Annotated in this window: 20 protein-coding genes; 5 read left to right on the forward strand and 15 right to left on the reverse strand. The window is 58.4% G+C overall.

Annotation, left to right across the window (positions count from 1 at the left end):
- The first annotated feature begins 57 nt into the window (after positions 1 to 57).
- Together BS300_RS02325 and BS300_RS02330 are read left to right on the forward strand one after the other, a co-directional pair.
- Positions 58 to 609 carry a lipoprotein gene (locus BS300_RS02325; protein WP_043851068.1) on the forward strand — a complete coding sequence of 184 codons (552 nt, stop codon included), beginning with the start codon at positions 58 to 60 and terminating at the stop codon, positions 607 to 609.
- Positions 610 to 793: 184 nt separating this feature from the next.
- Positions 794 to 2,791 carry a hypothetical protein gene (locus BS300_RS02330; RefSeq protein WP_071910529.1) on the forward strand — a complete coding sequence of 666 codons (1,998 nt, stop codon included), beginning with the start codon at positions 794 to 796 and terminating at the stop codon, positions 2,789 to 2,791.
- A gap of 101 nt (positions 2,792 to 2,892) precedes the next feature.
- Here the strand turns inward: BS300_RS02330 and glgC are convergent, their stop codons facing one another.
- Positions 2,893 to 4,167, reverse strand: a complete 1,275-nt coding sequence (gene glgC / locus BS300_RS02335) for a glucose-1-phosphate adenylyltransferase (protein ID WP_041207494.1) — start codon at positions 4,165 to 4,167, stop codon at positions 2,893 to 2,895.
- Between the two features lie 189 nt (positions 4,168 to 4,356).
- Between glgC and BS300_RS02340 the strand changes: the two genes are divergently transcribed.
- Entirely contained in the window at positions 4,357 to 5,997 is a 1,641-nt protein-coding gene (locus tag BS300_RS02340) for a GGDEF domain-containing protein (RefSeq protein WP_071910531.1), read from the forward strand.
- On the opposite strand, the gene BS300_RS02345 is transcribed toward BS300_RS02340, so the two are convergent.
- The 14 genes from BS300_RS02345 to lrp form a co-directional block, all read right to left on the reverse strand.
- Entirely contained in the window at positions 5,960 to 6,454 is a 495-nt protein-coding gene (locus tag BS300_RS02345; RefSeq protein WP_071910533.1) for a hypothetical protein, read from the reverse strand. The genes BS300_RS02340 and BS300_RS02345 overlap by 38 nt on opposite strands.
- Positions 6,455 to 6,628: 174 nt before the next feature.
- Entirely contained in the window at positions 6,629 to 6,991 is a 363-nt protein-coding gene (locus tag BS300_RS02350) for a DUF2750 domain-containing protein (protein ID WP_033115181.1), read from the reverse strand.
- A gap of 180 nt (positions 6,992 to 7,171) precedes the next feature.
- Entirely contained in the window at positions 7,172 to 8,476 is a 1,305-nt protein-coding gene (locus BS300_RS02355; protein WP_071910535.1) for an inosine/guanosine kinase, read from the reverse strand.
- A gap of 188 nt (positions 8,477 to 8,664) precedes the next feature.
- Complete coding sequence (locus BS300_RS02360; protein WP_071910537.1) at positions 8,665 to 9,057, reverse strand: MAPEG family protein; 393 nt, start codon at positions 9,055 to 9,057, stop codon at positions 8,665 to 8,667.
- Between the two features lie 34 nt (positions 9,058 to 9,091).
- Complete coding sequence (gene hemH, locus BS300_RS02365; RefSeq protein ID WP_143241684.1) at positions 9,092 to 10,066, reverse strand: ferrochelatase; 975 nt, start codon at positions 10,064 to 10,066, stop codon at positions 9,092 to 9,094.
- A gap of 98 nt (positions 10,067 to 10,164) precedes the next feature.
- Entirely contained in the window at positions 10,165 to 10,809 is a 645-nt protein-coding gene (gene adk / locus BS300_RS02370; RefSeq protein ID WP_043851073.1) for an adenylate kinase, read from the reverse strand.
- A 298-nt stretch (positions 10,810 to 11,107) separates the two neighbouring features.
- A complete protein-coding gene (gene miaE / locus BS300_RS02375) occupies positions 11,108 to 11,866 on the reverse strand; it encodes a tRNA isopentenyl-2-thiomethyl-A-37 hydroxylase MiaE (protein WP_071910542.1) in 759 nt (252 codons plus the stop codon).
- Between the two features lie 195 nt (positions 11,867 to 12,061).
- Positions 12,062 to 13,582 carry an amidophosphoribosyltransferase gene (gene purF, locus BS300_RS02380; protein ID WP_071910544.1) on the reverse strand — a complete coding sequence of 507 codons (1,521 nt, stop codon included), beginning with the start codon at positions 13,580 to 13,582 and terminating at the stop codon, positions 12,062 to 12,064.
- Positions 13,583 to 13,603: 21 nt separating this feature from the next.
- Positions 13,604 to 14,092: a CvpA family protein gene (locus BS300_RS02385; protein WP_033115174.1), complete on the reverse strand. Its 489-nt coding sequence runs from the start codon at positions 14,090 to 14,092 to the stop codon at positions 13,604 to 13,606.
- A 187-nt stretch (positions 14,093 to 14,279) separates the two neighbouring features.
- Positions 14,280 to 15,575 (reverse strand): serine--tRNA ligase, encoded by a 1,296-nt coding sequence (gene serS, locus BS300_RS02390; RefSeq protein WP_017785405.1) that lies wholly within the window; start codon positions 15,573 to 15,575, stop codon positions 14,280 to 14,282.
- A gap of 289 nt (positions 15,576 to 15,864) precedes the next feature.
- Positions 15,865 to 17,202, reverse strand: a complete 1,338-nt coding sequence (locus tag BS300_RS02395) for a replication-associated recombination protein A (protein WP_033115172.1) — start codon at positions 17,200 to 17,202, stop codon at positions 15,865 to 15,867.
- Complete coding sequence (gene lolA / locus BS300_RS02400) at positions 17,202 to 17,810, reverse strand: outer membrane lipoprotein chaperone LolA (RefSeq protein WP_071910688.1); 609 nt, start codon at positions 17,808 to 17,810, stop codon at positions 17,202 to 17,204. Before lolA ends, BS300_RS02395 begins: the two co-directional genes overlap by 1 nt.
- Before the next feature lie 80 nt (positions 17,811 to 17,890).
- Complete coding sequence (locus tag BS300_RS02405) at positions 17,891 to 20,407, reverse strand: DNA translocase FtsK 4TM domain-containing protein (protein WP_071910546.1); 2,517 nt, start codon at positions 20,405 to 20,407, stop codon at positions 17,891 to 17,893.
- Between the two features lie 202 nt (positions 20,408 to 20,609).
- On the reverse strand, positions 20,610 to 21,101 hold the full coding sequence (lrp, locus tag BS300_RS02410; RefSeq protein ID WP_005300047.1) for a leucine-responsive transcriptional regulator Lrp: 492 nt from the start codon (positions 21,099 to 21,101) through the stop codon (positions 20,610 to 20,612).
- A 150-nt stretch (positions 21,102 to 21,251) separates the two neighbouring features.
- On the opposite strand from lrp, the gene ald reads away from it, so the two are divergent.
- Both ald and trxB read left to right on the forward strand, forming a co-directional pair.
- Positions 21,252 to 22,367, forward strand: a complete 1,116-nt coding sequence (gene ald, locus BS300_RS02415; protein ID WP_041207483.1) for an alanine dehydrogenase — start codon at positions 21,252 to 21,254, stop codon at positions 22,365 to 22,367.
- A gap of 185 nt (positions 22,368 to 22,552) precedes the next feature.
- Complete coding sequence (trxB, locus tag BS300_RS02420) at positions 22,553 to 23,503, forward strand: thioredoxin-disulfide reductase (protein WP_071910548.1); 951 nt, start codon at positions 22,553 to 22,555, stop codon at positions 23,501 to 23,503.
- Positions 23,504 to 23,555 lie beyond the last annotated feature (52 nt).

A 23,555-nucleotide genomic window follows, 5' to 3' on the forward strand; every position in this document is an offset into this window, starting at 1 on the left:
CCGGGGCGGGTTATCGCGTAAGATACGCCCCATTATGTTGACCAACCGGAACCTCTCATGCTGAAACAGCTGTTGTTACTCCCCCTCGCCCTGCTGCTGGCGGCCTGCTCGCTGACCCAGTACAACGTCAGCGAAGCCGAAATCAACCAGTACCTCAAAAAGCAGGTCTCTTTTGAAAAACAGCTGGGGATCCCCGGCATCATGTCGAGCAAGATCCGCCTGGACGAGATGCAGAGCCGTATCGGCCGCAAGCAGCCGGATCGCATCGAACTCGATGCTGCCGGTGACCTGCAGGTAAGCAGCCCCCTTGGCAGCCAGCAGATGAAGGTTCGTTTTGCCCTGAGCGCCCGCCCGGAATATGTCGCCGATCAGGGGGCTATCTATCTGCGTGATCTCGAACTGGTCTCGGTGCAGACCGATCCGGCCAACATAGGTGCCGCATTGACCCCTATCCTGCCCACCTTCAATCAGTCACTCTCCCTCTTCCTTTCGCAGACGCCGGTCTATCGCCTCGACAGCAGCCGCAAGAACGAAGCGAGGATCAAGGAGAAGGTTGAAGATCTCAAGGTGGAGCCGGGTCGTCTGGTGATCCCCTTCAAGGTGCTCTGATCAGGTAATTTCTCCCCCCTCACCTTTGTTGTGCAAACCGCCCGGCCTCTTGTCCTGATCCCCAGACAAGCTGCCGGGCGGTTTTTTGCTTCTCAACCCGGCGCGAACAGAGCATAATGCACACCATTCTCATTTAGATTCGTCATGAGAAGCGTCAATAATAAAACCAATGGTGAAAAGGGACATGAGAAAAACCGTTCTGGCACAGGCCGTTGCCTGTACTCTGGTGAGTGGCATCGCACACGCAGCCGTCAAGGTTGAAGACAAGACTTTCAACACCGCCGCCAACATGCTGGCCTATACCGAATTTGAACTCTCCGGCGAGCCGCTGGCCGAAGCGCTGGGGCTGGATCTGGACGTGCTGGATGCCAACCGTGCCGATGAACCGACCCCGTTCGACTTCGCTGCCGGCATCGAATCCTATGAATACTCCGAAGAGGCGATGTACGCCCTCAACTATCAGTCGGGCATGGGCCCCCATCTGGTGAACGGGCCGCAAAACCTGGCCCGTGGTGGCACCATGGCCGATCTCGGCAAACGGGTCATGGCCATGGCGGAGGCAGTTGGCTTCCCGGCTGACGAGATCCCGCAAGGCATGTATCCCCTCTCTCTGCCCTACGCCTCCGCCAACCCGGAGTTTGCCGACGCTGTGAATACCACTCCGGTCAATGGTGACCAGATCACCATCAAGACCGCCAAAGGCGTCGAGAAAACCGTCAAGACCCAGGTTCCGGCCTACTTCCGTGACTACACCACCCTGCGCTGGAGCGGCAGTGACAACCTGCTGGTACCGGCGGCTGTGGGCGGCATTTTGCTCAAAGAGGTGATGTGGTCTCAGGACTTCCTCGGCGGCATGCACGTGGCCGAGAGCGATGAAGAGGTTGAAGCCGCCTCCGCCACCATGGATCAGGATGGCAAGCACAAGCTCGGCGTCTCCGCTGCCGACGGCTTCAACGGCATGATGCTGACCGAGCAATCCATCGACAAGCTGACCATCATGCAGAACCAGCTTGGCTTCGATGGCAAGCAACTGGGTGCCAAGATCACCCCGCAGTATGATCCGGCCAAGGGCATCATCTACTTCCCCCATCAGGTGAAAGTGACCGAGACTCGCAACAACGATGCGGGCGCCATCGGCAAGCTCGACGTAGTGGATGGCTCAGCCCAGCTGCGCGATGCCTGGATGATGCTGTGGCCACTCTCCGAGTTCTACGCTTTCAGCGACCAGCGCACGGCCAACACCAACCAGAATCCGGCCTTCCACGCCGTGTTTGACGGTGAGCCGTTTGCTGCAACACCCAAGGCCAACCAGACCAATGATCTGGGCAAGGCGGTGGCGGGCAGCGACGCCTTCTCGCTGGCGCTCAACCTCTCCAGCTTCACCTTCAAAAACCTGACTGCCCTGCACTTTGATGGCAAGGCCGGCACTCTGGTAGATAGCTGGCAGGCAGGCAAACAGAGCAAGCACGTCACCACCTTTGACGCCGCTTACGCACTGGTCGCTCTGCAGATCTTCCAGCGCGCTCAGGATGCATTGCCGGTCGGTTACGCCGCTGGCGACAACGGCGAGCTGAACCTCAAGACCAAGCAGGGTCAGCAGGCGCTTGAGCTTATCCGCAAGCAGGCCGATTTCATCCTTGCCAATCTCAAGGGGAACAACGGGCTGGTATACGATGGTCTGACACTGGGTGGCAAGGTAGACAAGGCGCAATCCGTTGATGCCCAGTTTGCCGCTATCCGCGGCCTGACCGCGGCGTTCCTCGCGACTTCCGATGCCAAGTACCGCACCGCCGCGCGCGAGCTGTTTATCGCCGCTGACAAGGCCTATTTCAGTGCCAAAGCGGGCACCTGGCTGGCTGGCAAACAGGGCGAGTACACCCCCTGGACCCAGGCTGCCATCTCCGGTGCGCTGCGTTCTGCCATGCTGAACCTGCGCAACGAAGGGGCCGAGAAGGCGCCCGAACTGGAGCTGGCCAAGCTGACCGGTCAGTACGTCAGCTGGTTCCGCAGCACCGTCAACGGCGGCATGCAGATGGCCGAGTGGGTCGGCGACTCCGGCGAGAACGTCATCGAAGGCGCCGGTGGTGACACCGACGAAGATGGCGTCCCGCAAGTGACCGCCGCCGGTGGCAAACACGGCACCGCCATGGTGATGGCCGCCAAAGCGGTGGTCAGCGAGTAATTCGCACCATTCACCCGGATGAAAAAGGGAGCCTTGATGGCTCCCTTTGCATTACAGCGTCTGACTCTTCATTTCAGGGCACTTCAATTAATTCGCTTGGGTTAACCCAGCTTGTCCAGCATCTCCTTGGTCACCAGCACAATGCCCTGCTCTGAGCGATAGAAGCGGCGTGCATCCTCATCGGCATTCTCACCCACCACCAGCCCGTCAGGCACCTTGCAGCCCTTGTCCACCACCACCCGGCGCAGACGGCAGCCAGTACCGATCTCGACCCCCGGGAAAATGACCGCCTGATCCAGAGTGCAGAAGGAGTGCACCCGCACGTTGGTAAAGAGCACCGAGTTGAGCACGAACGAACCGCTGACGATGGTTCCACCAGCAAACATGGAGTTGATGGTCATGCCGTGCTGACCATTTCTGTCCTGCACGAACTTGGCGGGCGGCGTCAGGGTCTGGCTGGTCCAGATGGGCCAGTTTTGATCGTAAATATCGAGCTCGGGCAACACGGAGGCGAGGTCCATGTTCGCTTCCCAGAATGAATCCAGGGTACCTACATCACGCCAGTAGGGCTTTTGTCCCTCGCGCGCCCCGACACAGGACATGTTGAAGGGGTGCGCAAAGGCCAGCCCCTCCTCCACGATGCGGGGGATCACATCCATCCCGAAGTCGTGTTTGGAGTCTTGGTTGAGAATGTCTTCCTCCAGCAACTGGTAGAGGTACTCCGCCTCGAAGATGTAGATCCCCATGGAAGCAAGGGAGCGATCATCACACCCCGGCATGGCGGGCGGATTGGCCGGTTTTTCCACGAAGGCGCGGATCTTGCGCTGCTCGTCGATATCCATGATGCCGAAGGCTGACGCCTCGGCGCGCGGCACCTCGATACAGGCTACCGTGACCTTGGCTCCGAGACGCACGTGATCGAGCAGCATGGCGGCGTAGTCCATCTTGTAGATGTGATCCCCCGCCAGCACCACTATGTATTTGGGGCCGTAGTCGCGAATGATGTCGACGTTCTGATAGATGGCATCGGCAGTACCGCGATACCAGTGCACCTCGTCCACCCGCTGCTGGGCAGGCAGCAGATCGATGAACTCGTTCATCTGGTAGCGCAGGAAAGACCAGCCTGATTGCAGATGACGCAGCAGGCTGTGGGATTTGTACTGGGTCACCACCCCCACGCGGCGGATCCCGGAGTTAATACAGTTGGAGAGTACAAAATCGATGATGCGGAACTTGCCGCCGAAATGGACGGCCGGTTTGGCGCGGTTGTCGGTCAACTGCTTCAGGCGACTGCCACGTCCTCCCGCCAACACCAGTGCCATACTCTGGTTCAACAACTGACGTGCTTTGGCACTATTTTCGGGCTCTAACAACATGATTTACCTCTGCCTTGTTTGATCTATTTTCAACCCATCTTCGCCTGTTTCAGTGGCACTGAAAGTGGTTTCACTCACATTTAACCGATCTCAATTGGCCCTTTTATCCGAGTTGCGAGTCATAACATGTTTTGCTTGGTATGCTTGGTTAAAATTTCCTCATAAAGCAGCCACTTCAAGGATGACAAGATGGTTCACAAGCTCGGACGCCCTCTCGTTTTGATCGCCATCATAGTGGCCATACCTCTATTGCTTCTGCAAGGGGTTTGGCTGGCTATGCAGAGCACTCCGCTGACGCTCGTTCTGATTCTGGGCACCACGCTGATCGGCATGGCCCTACTGCTGATGCTGGCTCTGCGCACCCTGGGCGGCATTCAACAGAATCAGGAACAAGTCTGGATAAAAGCCCTGCGCAGCCGGGATCCGCAGTTACTGGAAGCTCCCCGCTCGCAAGAAGCGCTGCAGCAGTTGCTGGAGCAGTTTGAAAGCGCCGAGCAGCATGTCCATCGCCAACTCACCGAGCTGAGCAATCTGGCCACTACCGACGAGCTGACCCAGCTGCTCAATCGCTACGCCTTTCGCCGCGATATGACCGAGTTGCTGCAGCGGGATCAGGATACCCAGACCGCGACGCTGGTGCTGGTGCGCGCCACCGAGCTTGGCAAGATCAACGCCCAGCGGGGTTTTCAATCGGGAGATGCCTACATCAAGGACATGGCTGCGCTCATCAAGCGGGTGGTCAGCCGGTTTCCCGGCAATCAGGTTTATCGCATCTCGGGGGCAGACTTCGCGGTGCTGGTGCAACCGGCTGCCAATATTCCCCCTCACCTGTTGGGGCAGGATCTGAAAGTCGCCTTCGATCACTATCAGGAGCAACACGAGCTGGAGAGCACCGGTTACTCCGGGCTGACCAAACTCAGCAGCGGCCAGAAAATCGAGGCCGTGCTGGCCCGGGCCGATCTGGCACTGGCCCGCGCCCAGACCGAAACCATCAATGGCTGGGCCATTCAGCAGGATGACAATGTCTCCGACATGCAGGGCCAGCAACACTGGCGCGACGTGTTGACCGAGGTGCTGGCGCAGGAGCGGCTCGGCTTTACCTATCAGCCGATCCAGCCGCTGCATCGCAGCATGCTGGCCTACAACGAGATCTATACCCGCTTTGCCGGCAGCGATGGCACAGCGCTGCCCACCGATACTCTCTTTGCCATGGCACAGCGGCTGGATCTGGTGATGCGACTGGAGCAACTGGTCATCACCCACATCATGCGCCAGTACCGGGCGTTTGGCTCCAACCAGAGTCGCTGGGGGATCAATCTCTCATCCAACCTGCTGCAAAACAGCGCTTTTCTGATCTGGCTGGATAGACAGCTGCTCAAGGATCCCAACACCAGTGCCAATCTGGTGTTTGAACTCGACGAGGAGCATCTGGAGCGCAACTTGACCGGCGCCAAGCGGGTGTTTGAACTGCTCAGGCGCAATGGCAGCCGCTCGGCCATCGCCAACTTCGGCAAGGGGATCGGCTCATTCACCCTGTTTCGCGAACTGAAACCTGACTACATCAAGCTCGACCCCGCGCTCATCACCGGACTGGAGCAGGATCAGACCAACCAGCAATTTGTGCGGATGATTGTCGATGTATCGCACCGGATGGGGTGCCAGGTGATTGCCGAGGGGGTTGAGCAGCTGGGCCAGAAGCAGCTGCTGCAGGGAATGTATGTCGATGGACTGCAAGGCTACCTGATTGCCCGGCCGCAACCTTTGCGACCGGATATCAGCCAGCTTGGTCTCTTTACTGAGGATGTTTCAACTTCAACAGAGTCAGAATGATCTCGTTGAGCTGGCGGTAACGCTCCAGCTCTTTCTGATCGTAACGGGTAGCCAGGGTGGTGGGGTTGTGGCGGTTCTTGAGGTAACGATTGATCTGCAGGCGATTGAACCCCGCCACCTGATAAACCTGTGCCAGCAGGGTATTCAACTCCTCATTATCCAGACCGGCTCTTGCCAGATAGTGGCTGTCGGCCGGGCTTTCGGTCTGGAAACTCCACTTGCCGATACGGCCACTCTCTTGCAGATAGGCAAGCCACTGCTCGACATAGAGCGGTTTGCAGCCAGCCAGCAGATTGAAGAAGCCGACCGAATCGCAGCGACAGCCGCTCAGCAGCATGACCGCCAGTGCATCATCGTCACACTGGAAAATGACCGGCCCGGATTGTGCCCAGTCCAGCGCCTGAATGCGGATGCTGGCCCGTCCTCCCGTCGCACCTGCGACATCGAATAGAAACATGGCGCCCCCCATGGCAAAAGGTTGATGATGGACCATCCCCCGGCGAGGTGCAAAGGCAAATTGGCATTTAACTCATCAATGCAGCCATTCGACCATAAAAAAAGACCGGTATTCTCACGAATACCGGTCTCTAGCTTGCTGCCCTGTACGCTCAGTGCATCAGTGGAGGCGCTTTCAGGCGTCCAGTTCAACCAGCGCTTTGGCCAGCTCAATCGGTTCGAGCTCCTGGCCTTCCAGATCGGCGTTCCAGTTCGGGCCGACCAGCACATCGTCTTCATCCAGATCGTTGATCCAGATATCGAGAAACTCTTCCAGATCGATCACTTCCGGCTCGTAATCGGCCCACTCGTCCACGCAGTGCAGACGGGCATCTTCTTCGGCAGACCAGAGCGGCATGACGTCGGCATCTTCAAACTCGGCAGAGCGGCAGACCACCCAGTCCTCACCATAGCGCAGGCCCCACACCTGACCCGACTCGCGGACTTGTTCGATAAAAAGTTGGAAATTGGCGTCAAGGTTCTCGGTAAGCATGCTCATGGGGCTCTCTCATTTTCTCAGGTGCGGCAGCATTGCCGGCCGGCAATGCGGTGGCCAAATGGTGTCGCAAAAGCGACATGGACTCAAGCATATTGGGGTTATTGATGGAAAAAAGGGGCCTGAAGGCCCCTTTTCACGTCAAAACGTCTGCCAATGGCGGTGTTTTGCAACAATTCGGGATCAACGCTCCCAGTAAACCTCTTCCAGACTGTCCTCTTTCTCCGGCAGACCGCGAGAGAGACGCGGGCTGCTCTGGGCCAGCACCTCATAACTCACCCGGTTGGCGTACTTGCACACCTGAGAGAGTGAAGAGTAGGTGAGGAACTCGGAGATGTGCTTGGCAGAGTTGGGCACATTCATCCGGTGATAGGAGTTGGCCACCATGTCGTGCAGCACGGCGGAAAGTGCACCATCCCCTGCCCCGTTGGTGTTCTTGATCTTCTCCGGCCCGCCCATGTAGGGAGAGATATGGGAGTAGATCCGCACCGGCTTGCGGCACTTGGCGCGTGCCATGGGGCGGCTGAACTCGTACATGTTGAACTCGGGAATAACCCCGGGCAGCAGCGGCAAGGTGGTCTCGCGCTTGAAGTCATCTTCGGTGTAGGCAGCCATATAGAGCCCCACCGGACCGGCGGTACAGAGCACCATGTCAGCCCAGTCGAGCGCCTTGTCGGCTGCGGCCAGCGGATCGGAGAAACCGGTCAGGGCCTCGCCCTCCTCCTCGTTCATGGCGAGCACGGTGACGTTTTCGCTGATGAAGTCACGCCACCACTGGGGGTCTGACTCGATGACGAAACGGGTACCCAGAGTCAGCACCACCGGCACACCGGCCTCGCGGGCATAACGCACAGCGGCCATGGCGGCATCTTTCATCGGGGTGCCATCTTCACCGCGCACCAGATAGGCTGTGATGACCAGAGCGGAGGACTCCTTGATGATCTCTTCAGGGATGTGCTCGACATCCAGATGATCCATCTTGCCGGCGTTGATGCCAAAGCTGCGCTCGCCCCCTTCGGTGATGAAGGTAAAGCAGCGACCGACCGGCCCATCTACCGGCTGCAGATAGTCAAGGTTGACGCGAGAGGAGGTATTGCAGAGGTAACGATAGGCGTAGCTGCCGATGCGGATATCCTGGCTCATGACGCCAAGCAGGATGGAGTGGGAATCAGCCAGCACCGAGTAGTTGTGCATGGTGTTGCCAATGGTGCCACCGGCAAATTCGCTCACTACCATGTTGTTGCTCTTGAGCTCGTCGTAGATCTGCTCGGCTACTTCATCGGAGATGAGCATGGAGTGGCCACGGCTCAGGCTATAACGCTCGAGAAACGCCAGATCGACATGGGCTTCGATGTCGACCAGCGTCTGGTCAATCCCGACCACATAGGCCTTGCCCCGCTCCGAAAGCACCGCACTCTGGGAGATGAGGGGATCACGACGATCCACAGGAAAGTAGTGTTTGGACTTGCGCTGACCGGGAAATTTCATGGCAATGTTCTTGTGCTCTGGGGGAAAGAGGGGCGGGATTTTAACACAATCTGCCGCACCGAAAAGTCGCTCTGTTTAAATAATGGAGTCAGTATAGACAAGGGTTGCGAGGAAAAACGTTTGCCCTTTAACCACAAAAAAACCACCCGAAAGTGGGTGGTTTTTGACTCTCGACTCAGAGGGATAATTCACCCGTTGATCAAGCCGTGAAAAAGGGTCAACCCGGAGAATAGCCCGAGGGATAGCCAGAACAGCAAGGTGCCAACGAAGCGGGGCACATTGGGTGCTCGCGGGATCTGGATGCCAATGGCATGCAGTACGCGACCTGCCAGCAGCATGATGCCGCCGGCATGCAGCAAGAGTGCGCTGGCACCGGCCATTTCACTCAGTGCCATCAGCAACAGAGTCAGCGGTACGTACTCGGCAAAATTGCCGTGGGCCCGGATCGCCGCCAGCAACTCAGGGGCCTCCCCCTGCCCTATCATCACCCCGAACTGGGCGCGGCGTCTGACCACCCAAGCGGAGAGCCCCAGAAACAGCAGCCCCAGCAAGCCTGCGTAGATCAGCGTGATATGTACCATGACTCGACTCCTTGTTTAACTGACTGTCGGTCACTCATGCCAATTCACGGCAAATGAGCGAAACCATCATCCTGATATGGGCCTGATCGCTATTGAGCGCCGGAATATAGCCAAACTCCTCGCCACCGGCAGCCAGGAAGATCTCCTTGTTCTGCACCTGGATCTCCTCCAGCGTTTCGAGGCAATCGGCGGCAAAGGCCGGGCAGATCACATCGAGCCGCTTGATGCCTCGGGCAGGCATGCCGCCCACCGTCTCATCTGTATAGGGCTTGAGCCACTCCTCCTTGCCAAAGCGCGACTGGAAACTGGCGGTCCACTGTCCCGCCTCCAGCCCGAGCGCATCGGCCAGCAGGGACGCGGTATGACGGCACTGATGACCGTAGGGATCGCCCTCCTGCTCGTAGCGCTCGGGGATACCGTGAAACGACATCAACAGATGTTCACCCCGGCCATGCTGCTCCCAGTGACGGCGCACGCTCATCGCCAGCGCCTGAATGTATTCGGGGTGGGCATGGTAATCGCGAATGAGCCGCACCACAGGCAGATTGCGCTCATGCTTCATCGCCCGACCCCAGGCATCGAACACGGATGCCGTGGTACTGACCGAATATTGCGGATAGAGCGGCAACAGGATCACCCGGTTGACCCCCTTGGCCTTGAGTGCCTGCCACCCCTCCTCCAGCGAAGGAGAACCATAGGTCATGGCAAGCTCGACCGGTACATCGACCCCTTCACGCTTGAGCTCCTGCTCCAGCGCAGCCCGCTGCTGTTTGCTGATCACCATCAGTGGCGAACCCTGCTCGGTCCACACCTGCTGATAGAGCTTGGCCACCTTGGGAGAGCGGGTTGGCAGAATGATGAAGTGGAGCAACGGGCACCAGAGGTAGCGTGGCAGATCGACGACCCGGGGATCGTGCAGAAACTGGCTGAGAAACGCTTTGACGGCGGCGGTAGTGGGGGCGGCTGGGGTACCCAGATTGACCAGCAAGATTCCGGTTTTCGTGGTCACATTGGCTTCCTGTCTATCTGTCATGATGCAAAAAAGGGCCCGCTGGGCCCTTTTTATCATTTGCCTGATGGCCCAGGGGACTGTGCCGGCAGTAACGCTTAGCCCAAAATGGTGGCAAGCTGCTTGCTGACCAGATCAACCGGCTGGGTGCCATCGATCTTGACGTAACGGGTATTGCCCGCTTCCGCCTCTTTGCCATAGAAGCCGATGAGCGGAGCAGTCTGCTGATGGTATACATCCAGACGCTTGCGCACTGTGGTCTCTTCGTCGTCGGCACGGATCACCAGATCTTCGCCAGTCACGTCATCTTTACCTTCCACTTTCGGCGGGTTGAACACCACGTGGTAGGTACGACCAGAGCCTGAGTGAACGCGACGGCCGCTCATGCGCTTGACGATCTCTTCGTCTGGCACATCGAACTCCAGCACGAAATCAACCTTGACGCCGGCATCCTTCATGGCTTGCGCCTGGGGAATAGTGCGCGGGAAACCGTCCAACAGGAAGCCTTTGGCACAATCCGGCTGAGCGATGCGCTCCTTGACCAGACCGATGATGATGTCGTCAGAGACCAGCTGACCTGCGTCCATCACGGCTTTGGCCTTCAGACCGAGCTCGGTGCCCGCTTTGATCGCCGCACGCAGCATGTCGCCGGTGGAGATCTGGGGAATACCGTGTTTTTCCATGATGAACTGAGCCTGGGTACCTTTGCCGGCGCCCGGAGCCCCCAACAGAACAATGCGCATACACGCTCCTATTGATTGGTTATTCAAATCTTGCGAAGGCAAAAAAGTACACGGTTTCGCCCATTTCTACAAGCTCGCGCCGCCTGAATGGCCACTTTATCGCCATAAAAAACGGCGGCTCGACGCCATACAAATTGACGGGCTTACGGGAAAAGTGAGTGAAAATTCAACAGGTGTGCTGACAACAAGCTGACGGCAGGGATAAAAAAATCCCGGCTCAAGGCCGGGAATTGCGCTCAAAAGTAACTACTTGTCGCTCGTAGTAGGAACAGGGCAATAGTAGTTTGCCCCCTGTGCGTCAACAACTGTCAGATGTGACAGGGAGGCCGCTATGAAACCGGAACTGGGGGTCTGGCGAGGAGATAAGCTCGGCTTCCAGCTTGCCAAAGTAGGCAACCCGCTCGCAGATGTCCTCCCCCGCATACTGCTCGGCCAGCGCGAGATAATCCTGATAGTGGCGCGCCTCGGAGCGCAGCAGGGAGACGTAGAAGCGCCCCAGCTCCTCATCCAGATGGGGAGCCAGCTTGGCAAAACGCTCGCAGGAGCGCGCCTCGATATAGGCACCGATGATCATCTTGTCGACAATGGTGGCAGGCTCATGGGTGCGCACATGCTGCATCAGTTGCCGGGCATAGCGAGAAGCGGTAACCGGGCCATATTCGATGCCGCGGGCCTGCATGATCTCCAGCACCTGCTCGAAGTGGTGCAACTCCTCCTGAATGAGCCGCACCATGGGAAACAGCAGCGGATTGCGCTCCAGCTCGGCAAAGACCGAGCGATCAGACTCGCCCATGGTGCGCTTGCCCAGGATCTCGGCCTTCTCCGGAATAGCGTCCAGCTCGCGATAAAACTCCAGTTTGGGCAGCAGATGACGCCTGCCCTTGGGCAGGCAGTAGCGGCGCACCAGACTGTGTGCGGTGAGTGCAGCCTTGGTTTCACAGTTGGCGTGATCAATAAGCAGGGTTGGCAAACGGGCCGGATCCCGCGCCATCTCCACCCACTCGTCAGGGGTTTCGCACTGCAAGAACTGGCGCACGGGGGCTAGCAGATCATCCATCTGAACTCTCGTTAAAGGCGTATGAGAAAAGTGACCCTATGCTAGCGGATCAGCCGTTGCATGCCCATATCTGGCAAAATAAGCGCTGTTTTTTCAAACAGATGCCATCTCTCCCCTTTCGCCATCTCCCAGCAAAAACAACAATGGGAGCCAGGGCTCCCATTGCGTTATGCAAACCAGTCCGAAGGAAAACGTTTAACTGCCTTCGTTAAAAATTTCCAGATTGCTGGTCCCTTCCTGCCACTCGCGCACAGCCTTGCTGTCATCGCTGCGCAGGGCATTGAGGTGATCAAGGTAGGATTGATCCACATCGGAGGTGACATAGTGGCCGTTGAATACCGAGGTCTCGAAGTGGCGCAGCTCGGGGTTGATCTCCCGCACCGCCGCTTCCAGATCTTCCAGATCCTGGAAGATGAGGCCATCAGCGCCAATAAGCTTGCACACCTCTTCCACTTCGCGACCGTGGGCGATCAGCTCGTTGGCGGTGGGCATGTCGATACCGTAGACGTTGGGGAAGCGAATTTCCGGCGCTGCCGAGGCAAAGTAAACCTTGGCGGCCCCCGCTTCACGGGCCATCTGGATAATCTGCTCCGAGGTGGTACCGCGCACGATGGAATCGTCCACCAGCAACACCTTCTTGCCCTTGAACTCGGAGCTGATGGCGTTGAGCTTGCGGCGAACCGACTTCTTGCGCTGGGTCTGGCCCGGCATGATGAAGGTGCGGCCGATATAGCGGTTTTTCACGAAGCCCTGACGGTACGGCAGGTCGAGGGTATGGGCGATCTCCAGCGCCACGTCGCAAGAGGTCTCGGGGATGGGGATGACCACGTCCACATCGAGATCTTCCCACTCGCGGGCAATCTTCTGACCCAGCTTGCGACCCATATTGAGACGGGCGGCGTAGACCGACACCTTGTCGATGCACGAATCGGGACGGGCAAAATAGACATATTCGAAGATGCAGGAGCTCATCTGCGGGTTATCCGCGCACTGCTCGGAGAAGAGCTGGCCCTGCTCGGTGATGTAGATGGCCTCGCCCGGCGCGATGTCACGCACCGTCTCGAAACCGATGGCATCGAGCGCCACGCTCTCGGAGGCGAGCATGTACTCCACCTGCCCCTGCTCATCCTGACGACGGCCGAGGACCAGCGGGCGAATGCCGTTGGGATCACGGAACCCGATGAGGCCGTGGCCAATGACCAGCGCCACCACGGCATAGGCACCGCGGATCTGCTGATGGGTCTTGCGCACCGCAGCGAAGATGTCCGCAGGCGCCAGCGCCATCTTGTCACAGCGGTCCAGCTCGTGAGCCAGCACGTTCAGCAGCACTTCGGAATCCGAAGTGGTGTTGATGTGACGGCGCGCGACACGGAACTGCTGCTCCTTGAGCTCCTTGGCGTTGGTCAGGTTGCCGTTGTGGGCAAGCACGATCCCGTAAGGAGAGTTGACATAAAAAGGTTGGGCTTCTGCGGCACTGGAGCTGCCTGCGGTGGGATATCTGACATGACCGATGCCGATGTTCCCTTGCAGGCGCTGCATGTGGCGCACTTCAAACACGTCCTTGACCAGGCCATTGGCCTTGCGTTGCCGGAAGTTCCCACTGTCAATGGTCACAATCCCGGCGGCATCCTGTCCCCTGTGCTGCAACACCGTCAAGGCGTCGTAGAGGGCCTGATTGACGGGAGTGGTGCCTACTATACCGACAATACCACACATGTATTTGCTACCTCGAAGTCGCTATACCTGTTTAAGAAAACTCGAAGAGTTCAGCATGAACCCGAAAAACCACTGGATCACCGGCTTGAACTCCGGCACCAGCTTGGATGCCGCCCACCAGTCACTCTGGGAGAGGCTGGTGAAGGTATCCATGAAAAAAAGCAGGGCACTGACGATCAGTACCCCGCGAATTGCGCCGAAGCAGACCCCGAGCACCCGATCGGTACCGGAGAGCCCCGTCTTGTCCACCAGCAGACCCACCACGTAGTTCACCACGCTGCCCAGGATCAGGGTTGCCACGAACAGGGCCGCTATGGCCAGACCGTTGCGCACCAGCGCATCGGAGAAAGAGGTAAAATAGGCGGCGAGATCAGGATAGAAATGGCTGGCAATAAAGAAGGCAACGAACCAGGTGACGAGAGACATGGCCTCTTTGACGAAGCCGCGCACCAGGCTGATGAGTGCAGAAAAACCGACGATGCCGATGATGGCGTAATCAATCCAGACCATAGAAAAAGATGTCCTGCGAAATTGCGGCGCAGTCTAACAAAAACGATTGCGCAATGCTTGATAAAATTGTGTTACATGTTCAAAGAGGCGCCGGAAACGCAGATTTATTCACGATAAAAACGGTTGAGCGGCGCCAGAATGCACAACGCCATGGCATGGCCATGGCGTTGTCGTCTGCAACGAGCGCTTACCCGATGTGGGTCAGGCCGCCCATGTAGGATTGCAGCGCAGCCGGGATGGCGATACGGCCATCTGCCTGCTGGTAGTTCTCGATCACGGCGACCAGAGTGCGGCCAACAGCCAGACCGGAGCCATTCAGGGTGTGAATAAGCTGCGGCTTGCCATCGACACGCACGCGAGCCTGCATGCGGCGCGCCTGGAAGTCGGTGCAGTTGGAGACAGAGGAGATCTCGCGGTAGGTGTTCTGGGCCGGCAGCCACACTTCCAGATCGTAGGTCTTGGCTGCGCAGAAGCCCATGTCACCGGTAGAGAGCGCCATCACGCGATACGGCAGCTCCAGCAGTTGCAGCACCTTCTCGGCGTGACCCACCATCTCTTCCAGCGCTTCCCAGGATTTCTCCGGGTGAACCAGCTGTACCATTTCGACCTTGTCGAACTGGTGCATACGGATGAGGCCACGGGTATCACGACCGTAAGAGCCCGCTTCGGAACGGAAGCACGGGCTGTGAGCGGTCATCTTGATCGGCAGTTCCTGCTCTTCAAAGATCTCGTCGCGCGCCATGTTGGTGAGCGGCACTTCGGAAGTCGGGATCAGGGAGAACTTGCGCACCTTGCCCTCTTCTTCCCCTTCACCGTCAATACCGGTATTGAACAGATCCTGGGAGAACTTCGGCAGCTGGCCGGTACCGTACAGGCTGTCCGGGTTGACCAGATAAGGCACATAGCACTCGGTGTAACCGTGCTGCAGGGTGTGCAGATCCAGCATGAACTGGGCCAGGGCGCGGTGCAGACGGGCAATCTGGCCCTTCATCACAACAAAACGGGAACCGGAGAGCTTGACGCCGTTTTTGAAATCTACGCCCTTGGCCGCTTCACCCAGATCGATGTGATCGCGTACCGGGAAGTCGAAGTGACGCGGGGTACCCCAGCGACGCACTTCCACGTTGTCGTTTTCGTCACGACCAACCGGGGTGGTTTCGCTCGGCAGGTTGGGGATGGCGTCGGCAATGGTTTTCAGCTCGGCCAGCAAAGCATCCAGCTCAACCTTGCTGGTCTCCAGCTCGTCGTTGATCTTGGTCACTTCAGCCTTGAGCGGAGCAACATCTTCACCGCGACGGGCAGCCTCACCGATGGACTTGGAGCGGGCGTTGCGCTCGGCCTGCAGCTCCTGAGTACGGGACTGCAGATCCTTGCGCTTCTCTTCCAGAGCATTGACAGCCGCTACGTCAAGAGCGTAGCCACGTGTCGCCAGACGAGCGGCAGCTTCGTCGATGTCGCTGCGCAGATATTTGGGATCCAGCATGGGTTACCTACTTTTTGTAAAAGGGATCTGGGCCTGAGTCATCATGACGGGCGGGAAAACAGATCCGGAAGTTAACATCGGTTGGCGCCCCCGTCGTTTTGAGAGTCAGGCCTTCGAAATCAAGAAGATGGTATCAGGCCGAAACCAACGGGGTCAGAAGGGCAGTGTAGCAGACCGCCCCCCTGCCCGAACAGGGACTATTTGGGTCGTTTTTGCCAACTTGTGGGGTCAAACACCCCAATTATTCCGGTGTCTGACCAATTTTCATTCTGCTGGCCAAAATGGGTGGCTATCGGCCCCGTTTTTGCGGGCTCTGTCGATCGAGCTCATGCAGATAATCGAGCTTCTGGCCGATCTGCTTTTCAAGGCCACGATCGGTCGGCTGATAGTACTGCTTGCCGGCAAGCTCGGGCGGGAAATACTCCTCGCCTGCGGCATAAGCGCCCGGTTCGTCGTGGGCGTAACGGTACTCGGCGCCATAGCCCAGATCGCTCATCAGCCGGGTCGGTGCGTTGCGCAGGTGCACCGGCACCTCGAAGTCAGGCAGGTTTTTGGCATCGTTGAGCGCAGCCTTCCAGGCGGTGTAGACCGCATTGCTCTTGGGCGCACAGGCAAGGTAGACGATCGCCTGGGCGATGGCCCGCTCCCCTTCCGCCGGTCCGATGCGGTGGAAACAATCCCAGGCAGATAGCGCCACCTGCATGGCACGAGGATCGGCATTGCCCACATCTTCCGAGGCGATAGCCAGCAAGCGGCGGGCAATATAGAGCGGATCGCAGCCGGCACTCACCATACGGGCATACCAGTAAAGCGCCGCATCCGGCGCAGAGCCGCGAATGGATTTGTGTACTGCCGAGATGAGGTCGTAGAAGTGATCCCCCCCCTTGTCGAAGCGGGCCACATGTTCCCCCGCCACGGCGGCGAGCAGTGCGCTGTCGATAAGCTTGTGGCCGCTGCCATCGAGCTCGGCCATGTCAGCCAGCAGCTCCAGATAGTTGAGGGATTTGCGCCCGTCACCATCTACCGCCTTGGCCAGTGCCTCTTTGACGCCAGGGGCAAAGGCAAGGGCCGGATCATTGAGACCGCGGGGATCCTGCATCGCCTGATCGATCATGGCGAGGATGTCCTCCTCCTCCAGTCGCTTGAGCAGATAGACCCGGGCCCGGGAGAGCAGCGCGTTGTTAAGTTCGAACGAAGGGTTCTCGGTGGTAGCACCGATGAAGGTGATGGTGCCATCTTCGATGTGGGGCAGAAACACATCCTGCTGGCTCTTGTTGAAGCGGTGCACCTCGTCCACGAAGAGGATGGTGCGCACTCCGCGCCAGCTGTTCTCTTTGGCCTTGTCGATGGCGGCGCGGATCTCCTTGATGCCGGAGGTGACCGCCGAGAGTCGCTCCACTTCCGCCTGACAGTAGTGAGCCATCAGCTCAGCCAGAGTGGTCTTGCCGGTACCGGGTGGCCCCCACAGTATCATCGAGTGGCAGTGACCGGCCAGGATCGCTTTGCGCAGGGGCTTGTCAGGCCCCAGGATATGCTGCTGACCTATGTACTGGTCGAGATTTTGCGGCCGCATCCGGGCCGCCAGCGGACGAAAGTCCGACGAGAAATCCAGCGAGAGATTGCTCATCAGCGCTGATCATCCAGCTCGACCCCCTTCGGGATCTTGAAGACAAATTCGTTACCCTTGAGCACCGGCTTGCGGTTGAAGTTATTGAGGGTAAATTCGGTCCACTGCCCCTGTGCCTCTTTCACATCGAAGCGGCTGATGTTGTTGTCGCGATCGAAGGTGACGCGGAAGGAGGCGATAAGCTCGCTCGGATCACGGCTGGTGACTGTGTAGACATCACCCTGCTGGGTCACGTCATAGTTCTTCCACAGCTTGTCGTCATTGCCGGTGATGAGCACGAAGGGAGTGTTGAGCACCGCATCCTTCAATTTAAGGGCGGTCACCTGCTCGACGAAGGGGTCATATACCCAGACATCCTTGCCATCGGCCACGATCAGGCTCTCGTCAGGCGCCGTGGTATGCCAGTTGAAATGGTTGGGACGCTGTACCACCAGATCGCCGCTGGCGCGCTGCAGCTCCTTGCCCTTGCTGTCGTAGACAGTCTGGGAGAACTTGGCGGAGAAGAGGCTGACACTGGCCAGCTTCTGCTTGAGATCGCTGGCCGCGTCAGCCCACACCTGGTTGCTGGCAACCAGCAGCATGGATCCGATCAACAGCTGTTTTTTCATCATGCTTTTCATAACGACCATCTCGATAAAAGGCCACGCCCGTGAGGGGCATGGCCAGGATAACAGTAAAAGGGTAGGCCTTAGTCCCGCACCGGCGGCGGAGCCAGCACATCGCGCTGACCGTTGCCACCCGGGGCGCTCACAATGCCCTGATTTTCCATCTGCTCGATGAGACGAGCCGCCCGGTTGTAACCAATCTTGAACTTGCGCTGCACACTGGAGGTCGAGCCACGGCGCGACTCCACCACGAAGGCGACTGCTTCGTCAAACAGGGGGTCGAGCTCTTCATCGTCACTACCGCCATATTCGCCGCTGCCACCTTCACCGCCAGATTCACCGGAGAGGATCTCGTCGATGTAGTTCGGCTCACCGCGCAGTTTCCAGTCTGCAACCACCTTGTGCACTTCGTGGTCATCGACAAAGGCGCCGTGCACCCGGGTCGGGTTGGAAGTACCGGCCGGCATGTAGAGCATGTCGCCCATGCCGAGCAGAGATTCGGCGCCGCCCTGATCGATGATGGTACGGGAGTCGATCTTGCTCGACACCTGGAACGAGATACGGGTCGGGATGTTGGCTTTGATAAGACCGGTGATGACATCCACCGACGGACGCTGGGTCGCAAGGATAAGGTGAATACCGGCCGCCCGCGCTTTCTGGGCGATACGGGCAATCAGCTCTTCCACCTTCTTGCCGACGATCATCATCATGTCGGCAAACTCGTCCACCACCACCACGATATGGGGCAGCTTCTCCAGCTCCGGCGGCGTCTGATCCATGGAGTCGCCCGGACGCCACAGCGGATCCAGCAGGGGATCCCCCTCCTCGATGGCCGCCAGCACTTTGTCGTTGTAGCCCTTGAGGTTGCGCACTCCGACCGCCGACATCAGTTTGTAGCGACGCTCCATCTCGCCCACACACCAGCGCAGGGCGTTGGCGGCATCCTTCATGTCGGTCACTACCTCGGTCAGGAGGTGCGGGATCCCTTCGTAGACCGACAATTCCAGCATCTTGGGGTCGATCATGATGAAGCGCAGATCGTCCGGCGAAGATTTGTAGAGCATGGAGATGATCATGGTGTTCACCCCCACCGACTTACCTGAACCCGTGGTACCGGCCACCAGCAGGTGCGGCATCTTGGCGAGGTTAACGACTACCGGCTCGCCGGCGATGTCCTGACCCAGGCCCATGGTGAGCGGGTTGCGGCTATCGCGGAACGCATCGCAGTCGAGGGTCTCGCGCAGGTAGACGGTCTGGCGCACCCGGTTGGGCAACTCGATCCCGACATAAGTTTTACCCGGGATCACCTCGACCACCCGCACGCTGCTGGCCGACAGAGAGCGGGCCAGATCGCGGGACAGGTTGGTGATCTTGCTCGCCTTCATGCCTGGCGCCAGATCCAGTTCAAAACGGGTGATAACCGGGCCCGGATAGACACCGACCACCTTGGCCTGCACGTTGTAATCGGCGAGCTTGGCCTCCACCAGACGGCCCATCCGATCCAGCTCGTCCTTGCTCATCATCTGGGTCTTGGCAGGCGGACGATCCAGCAGCTCAAGGCTCGGCAGCGGCGGCAGGTTGGCCTGAACGCGGCGCTTGGGCTTGGTCGGCATGGCGACGACTGGGGCAACCGCTGCATCCTCGCCCTCAGCCCACGGCAGGTCGAGATCTTCATCGTCCTCGTCATCGGCGACGGCAAGGGCGCTCTGGCGACGAGAGCTGGCAGGGGCTGGCCGTTTAGCCTTGACCACCGGCGCGGGTTCGTCGTCCTCATCATCAAACTGCGGGTCAAACTCGAAGGTGTCGTCGTCCAGTTCAGGCAACCACTCCTCCTTGGAGCCTTTCTGGTTTTTGCCCTTGGCGCGGCGACCCCAGTTACTGTGGGGATCGTCTTCATCTTCGTCATCAAGCTCGATGGCGCCCACGCCCCCCTCAAGCAGGGGATCCGGTCCCTCAACGCGAGGCTGACGCCAGCCGCCGGTCAACCAGCGACCCAGAGTGCCCGGGAAGTGGTAGATGGCACTGACGGAGCCGGTGCAGGCGGCACCGATGCGCTCGACGATGGTGAGCCAGGACCAGCCGGTAAACAGGGTAATGCCGGTTGCCACGAAGCAAAGCAGCATCAGGTTGGCACCCACACCGCCAAACAGCGGTACCACGGCGGAGGCGATGACATCCCCCACTAGGCCACCGGCGGAGAAGTTCTGCAGATCGTTAAAGTTCATGCTGGCGATGGCCGACATGCCGAGCACGGTCAGGATAAAGCCGATGATCCGCACCCCGAGGGTGAGGTAATCCACATCGAGCAGACGGCTTGGCCGCCAGAAGAGACTCCAGCCCAACAGCACCACCAGCGGCGGAACCAGATAGGAGAAGGCACCAAAGGTAAACATGGTGATATCGGCAAGCCAGGCGCCTGCGCTGCCGGCGAGGTTCTTGACCTCCCCTTCCCACGAGGTCTGGGACCAACCGGGATCGGCGGGATGATAGGACAACAGGGCAAGCAGAAGATAAGCGGCCATCAGGGTGATGGCGATCAAGACGGCTTCGAAGATCCGTTGTGTACCTGATAAAGGAGTAAACAGCTTTTTATCGGCCAAACTCCGGCTCCTTTCTGAAAACATGTAATGCAGGAAATAAGGGGGCCTAGTATCCCCGAAAAGCCCATCGATTGTCAGCCTGTGCCTGATGGGACGGGGCCATATTTGCAATCATCTTTACAAGAAGAAACGAGCGGACCGGCCGCTCGTTTCTGACTGTCGCAGTGTCTCATATGGAAAAGATACCACGGCATAATCTGCTTTATCGGGTGCTGATCACCAGACGGCTGCTCTGCTTGACCTCCTCCATCACCACATAGGTGCGGGTGTCATTGACCCCCGGCAAGCGCAGCAGGGTCTCACCCAGCAGGCGGCGATAAGCCGACATGTCGCTTACCCGGGTCTTGAGCAGGTAGTCGAAATCACCCGAGACCAGATGGCACTCCTGGATCTCCTCGAGCACCTGAACAGCCTTGTTGAACTGTTCAAACACATCTGGGGCACCGCGGTTGAGGGTAATTTCCACAAAGACCAGCAGAGACGCATCCAGATAATGAGGGTTCAGAATCGCGGCATACCCTTCGATATAGCCTTGTCGCTCGAGGCGACGAACCCGTTCCAGACACGGTGTAGGACTCAGGCCAACTCGTTTGGACAACTCAACATTCGAGATCCTGCCATCCTTTTGCAGTTCATTGAGAATGTTGCGGTCAATCCTGTCCAAATCCTTTAGCCGACTCTTAGCTTCCATCATTTTATTCCATCCTTTGGCTATTTTTTGGTAAGAATCACCATTCATTTTATAATTATGGTCACAAATCCTGTCAATACCTGAATATACTAGGCGCAAATGTTGGTTAACATTTTGGCAACATGAAACACCAATCGATAGACGAGGGATAGCATGATTATCGGTGTACCTAAAGAGATAAAAAACCATGAATATCGCGTAGGCATGGTTCCGGCCAGTGTACGTGAACTGACAGCACGAAACCATACTGTTTTCGTCCAAAGCGGTGCCGGAAACGGGATTGGCTTTAGCGATGCAGATTATACGGCTGCTGGTGCCGAAATTTTGGCCTCTGCCGCCGAGGTTTTCGCCAAGGCGGAGATGATCGTCAAGGTCAAGGAGCCCCAGCCTGTCGAGTGTGCCATGTTGCGACCGGGTCAAACCCTGTTTACCTACCTCCATCTGGCACCGGATCTGCCACAAACCGAGGCCTTGCTGAAAAGTGGTGCCATCTGTATAGCCTACGAGACCGTCACCGACGGCCGTGGCGGTCTGCCCCTGCTGGCGCCCATGTCGGAAGTCGCGGGTCGCATGTCTATTCAGGCAGGTGCCCAGGCGCTGGAGAAATCACGCGGCGGTAGCGGCATGCTGCTCGGCGGGGTGCCCGGTGTCGAACCGGCCAAGGTAGTGATCATCGGTGGTGGCGTGGTTGGCTCCAACGCAGCCCGCATGGCCATCGGCATGCGCGCCGACGTGACCATCCTCGACAACAACGTCGATACCCTGCGCCGTCTCGACAACGAGTTTCAGGGTGCAGCCAAAGTGGTCTACTCCAACAGCGAAAGTCTGGAACGCCATCTGCTGGCGGCCGATCTGGTCATCGGCGGCGTGCTGGTACCGGGCGCCACTGCGCCAAAACTTGTCAGCCGTGACCACATTGCGCGCATGAAGCCGGGCTCGGCTATCGTCGATGTGGCGATCGATCAGGGTGGCTGCGTGGCAACCTCGCACCCCACTACCCACGAAGATCCCACCTTCATCGTCGATGACGTGGTGCACTACTGCGTGGCCAACATGCCGGGGGCAGTGGCACGAACCTCGACCGTGGCACTCAATAACGCCACCCTCCCCTTCATCATCAAGCTGGCCCAGCAAGGGTATCGTCAGGCACTGCTGAGCGATCCCAACCTGCTGCACGGCCTCAACGTGATGGAGGGCAAACTCACCTGCAAGGAGGTTGCCGTGGCTCATGGCCTTGCCTACACGGATCCCCTGACCCTGCTGAACTGATCTGCGCTGGCCTGCGCCAGTTGGAGATGAGTGAAAATCCGCCCGCGATGGGCGGTTTTTTTATCCCTTTATTTTGCATGTCACCCCTTGTGAACACGATTAGTGCAATCGACTCACCAGCCTTTGACCCCGGATCACGAATTACCTACAATCGCGCAAACTCATCACATCCCGGAAATGACATCATGAGCCAAGTCACTCACAGCAAATTGCTGATCTTAGGGTCCGGCCCGGCCGGTTACACCGCTGCCGTCTACGCCGCCCGCGCCAACCTCAATCCCCTGCTCATTACCGGCATGCAGCAAGGTGGCCAGCTGACCACCACCACTGAGGTAGAGAACTGGCCCGGCGATCCGGAAGGCCTCACCGGCCCGGCCCTGATGGAACGCATGAAAACTCATGCAGAGAAGTTCGATACGCGCATTCTGTTTGATCACATCAACAGCGTCGAACTGACCCAACGCCCGTTCCGCCTCAAGGGCGACAACGGCGAATACACCTGCGATGCCCTGATCATCGCGACCGGCGCCTCCGCCAAATATCTCGGCCTGCCTTCTGAAGAAGCCTTCAAGGGGCGCGGCGTCTCAGCCTGCGCCACCTGCGACGGTTTCTTCTACCGCAATCAGGAAGTAGCCGTGATCGGCGGCGGCAACACTGCCGTGGAAGAGGCGCTCTATCTGGCCAACATCGCCAAGAAGGTACACCTGATTCACCGTCGCGACGAGTTCCGCGCCGAGAAGATCCTGATCAAGCGTCTGCACGACAAGGTCGAGAGCGGCAACATCGTGCTGCACACTCACCAGACCCTGGACGAAGTGCTGGGCGATCAGATGGGGGTCACCGGTGTGCGCCTGCGCAACACCCAGGACAGCAGCACCAGCGAGCTGCCGCTGATGGGCGTCTTCATTGCCATCGGCCATCAGCCCAACACCCAGATCTTCGATGGCCAGCTGGAGATGCAAAACGGCTATCTGAAAGTTCGTGGCGGCCTCGACGGTTTTGCCACCCAGACCAGCATTGAAGGTGTCTTCGCGGCCGGCGATGTGGCTGACCACAACTACCGCCAGGCCATCACCTCTGCCGGTACCGGCTGCATGGCTGCCCTCGATGCAGAACGCTATCTTGATGCGCAATAAATAAGCGCATATGTGATATAAGGCATACCAGTCGGTATGCCTTTTTTATTTG

The sequence above is a fragment of the Aeromonas sp. SCS5 genome, assembly GCF_001887375.1.
Lineage (GTDB): Bacteria > Pseudomonadota > Gammaproteobacteria > Enterobacterales > Aeromonadaceae > Aeromonas > Aeromonas jandaei.

What these genes read in the sequence shown, in the direction of transcription:
- BS300_RS02325 (WP_043851068.1), top strand. Translation starts at nt 58, where the DNA reads ATGCTGAAACAGCTGTTGTTACTCCCCCTCGCCCTGCTGCTGGCGGCC.
- BS300_RS02330 (WP_071910529.1), top strand. Translation starts at nt 794, where the DNA reads ATGAGAAAAACCGTTCTGGCACAGGCCGTTGCCTGTACTCTGGTGAGT.
- glgC (WP_041207494.1), bottom strand. Translation starts at nt 4,167, where the DNA reads ATGTTGTTAGAGCCCGAAAATAGTGCCAAAGCACGTCAGTTGTTGAAC.
- BS300_RS02340 (WP_071910531.1), top strand. Translation starts at nt 4,357, where the DNA reads ATGGTTCACAAGCTCGGACGCCCTCTCGTTTTGATCGCCATCATAGTG.
- BS300_RS02345 (WP_071910533.1), bottom strand. Translation starts at nt 6,454, where the DNA reads ATGTTTCTATTCGATGTCGCAGGTGCGACGGGAGGACGGGCCAGCATC.
- BS300_RS02350 (WP_033115181.1), bottom strand. Translation starts at nt 6,991, where the DNA reads ATGAGCATGCTTACCGAGAACCTTGACGCCAATTTCCAACTTTTTATC.
- BS300_RS02355 (WP_071910535.1), bottom strand. Translation starts at nt 8,476, where the DNA reads ATGAAATTTCCCGGTCAGCGCAAGTCCAAACACTACTTTCCTGTGGAT.
- BS300_RS02360 (WP_071910537.1), bottom strand. Translation starts at nt 9,057, where the DNA reads ATGGTACATATCACGCTGATCTACGCAGGCTTGCTGGGGCTGCTGTTT.
- adk (WP_043851073.1), bottom strand. Translation starts at nt 10,809, where the DNA reads ATGCGCATTGTTCTGTTGGGGGCTCCGGGCGCCGGCAAAGGTACCCAG.
- miaE (WP_071910542.1), bottom strand. Translation starts at nt 11,866, where the DNA reads ATGGATGATCTGCTAGCCCCCGTGCGCCAGTTCTTGCAGTGCGAAACC.
- purF (WP_071910544.1), bottom strand. Translation starts at nt 13,582, where the DNA reads ATGTGTGGTATTGTCGGTATAGTAGGCACCACTCCCGTCAATCAGGCC.
- BS300_RS02385 (WP_033115174.1), bottom strand. Translation starts at nt 14,092, where the DNA reads ATGGTCTGGATTGATTACGCCATCATCGGCATCGTCGGTTTTTCTGCA.
- serS (WP_017785405.1), bottom strand. Translation starts at nt 15,575, where the DNA reads ATGCTGGATCCCAAATATCTGCGCAGCGACATCGACGAAGCTGCCGCT.
- BS300_RS02395 (WP_033115172.1), bottom strand. Translation starts at nt 17,202, where the DNA reads ATGAGCAATCTCTCGCTGGATTTCTCGTCGGACTTTCGTCCGCTGGCG.
- lolA (WP_071910688.1), bottom strand. Translation starts at nt 17,810, where the DNA reads ATGAAAAAACAGCTGTTGATCGGATCCATGCTGCTGGTTGCCAGCAAC.
- lrp (WP_005300047.1), bottom strand. Translation starts at nt 21,101, where the DNA reads ATGATGGAAGCTAAGAGTCGGCTAAAGGATTTGGACAGGATTGACCGC.
- ald (WP_041207483.1), top strand. Translation starts at nt 21,252, where the DNA reads ATGATTATCGGTGTACCTAAAGAGATAAAAAACCATGAATATCGCGTA.
- trxB (WP_071910548.1), top strand. Translation starts at nt 22,553, where the DNA reads ATGAGCCAAGTCACTCACAGCAAATTGCTGATCTTAGGGTCCGGCCCG.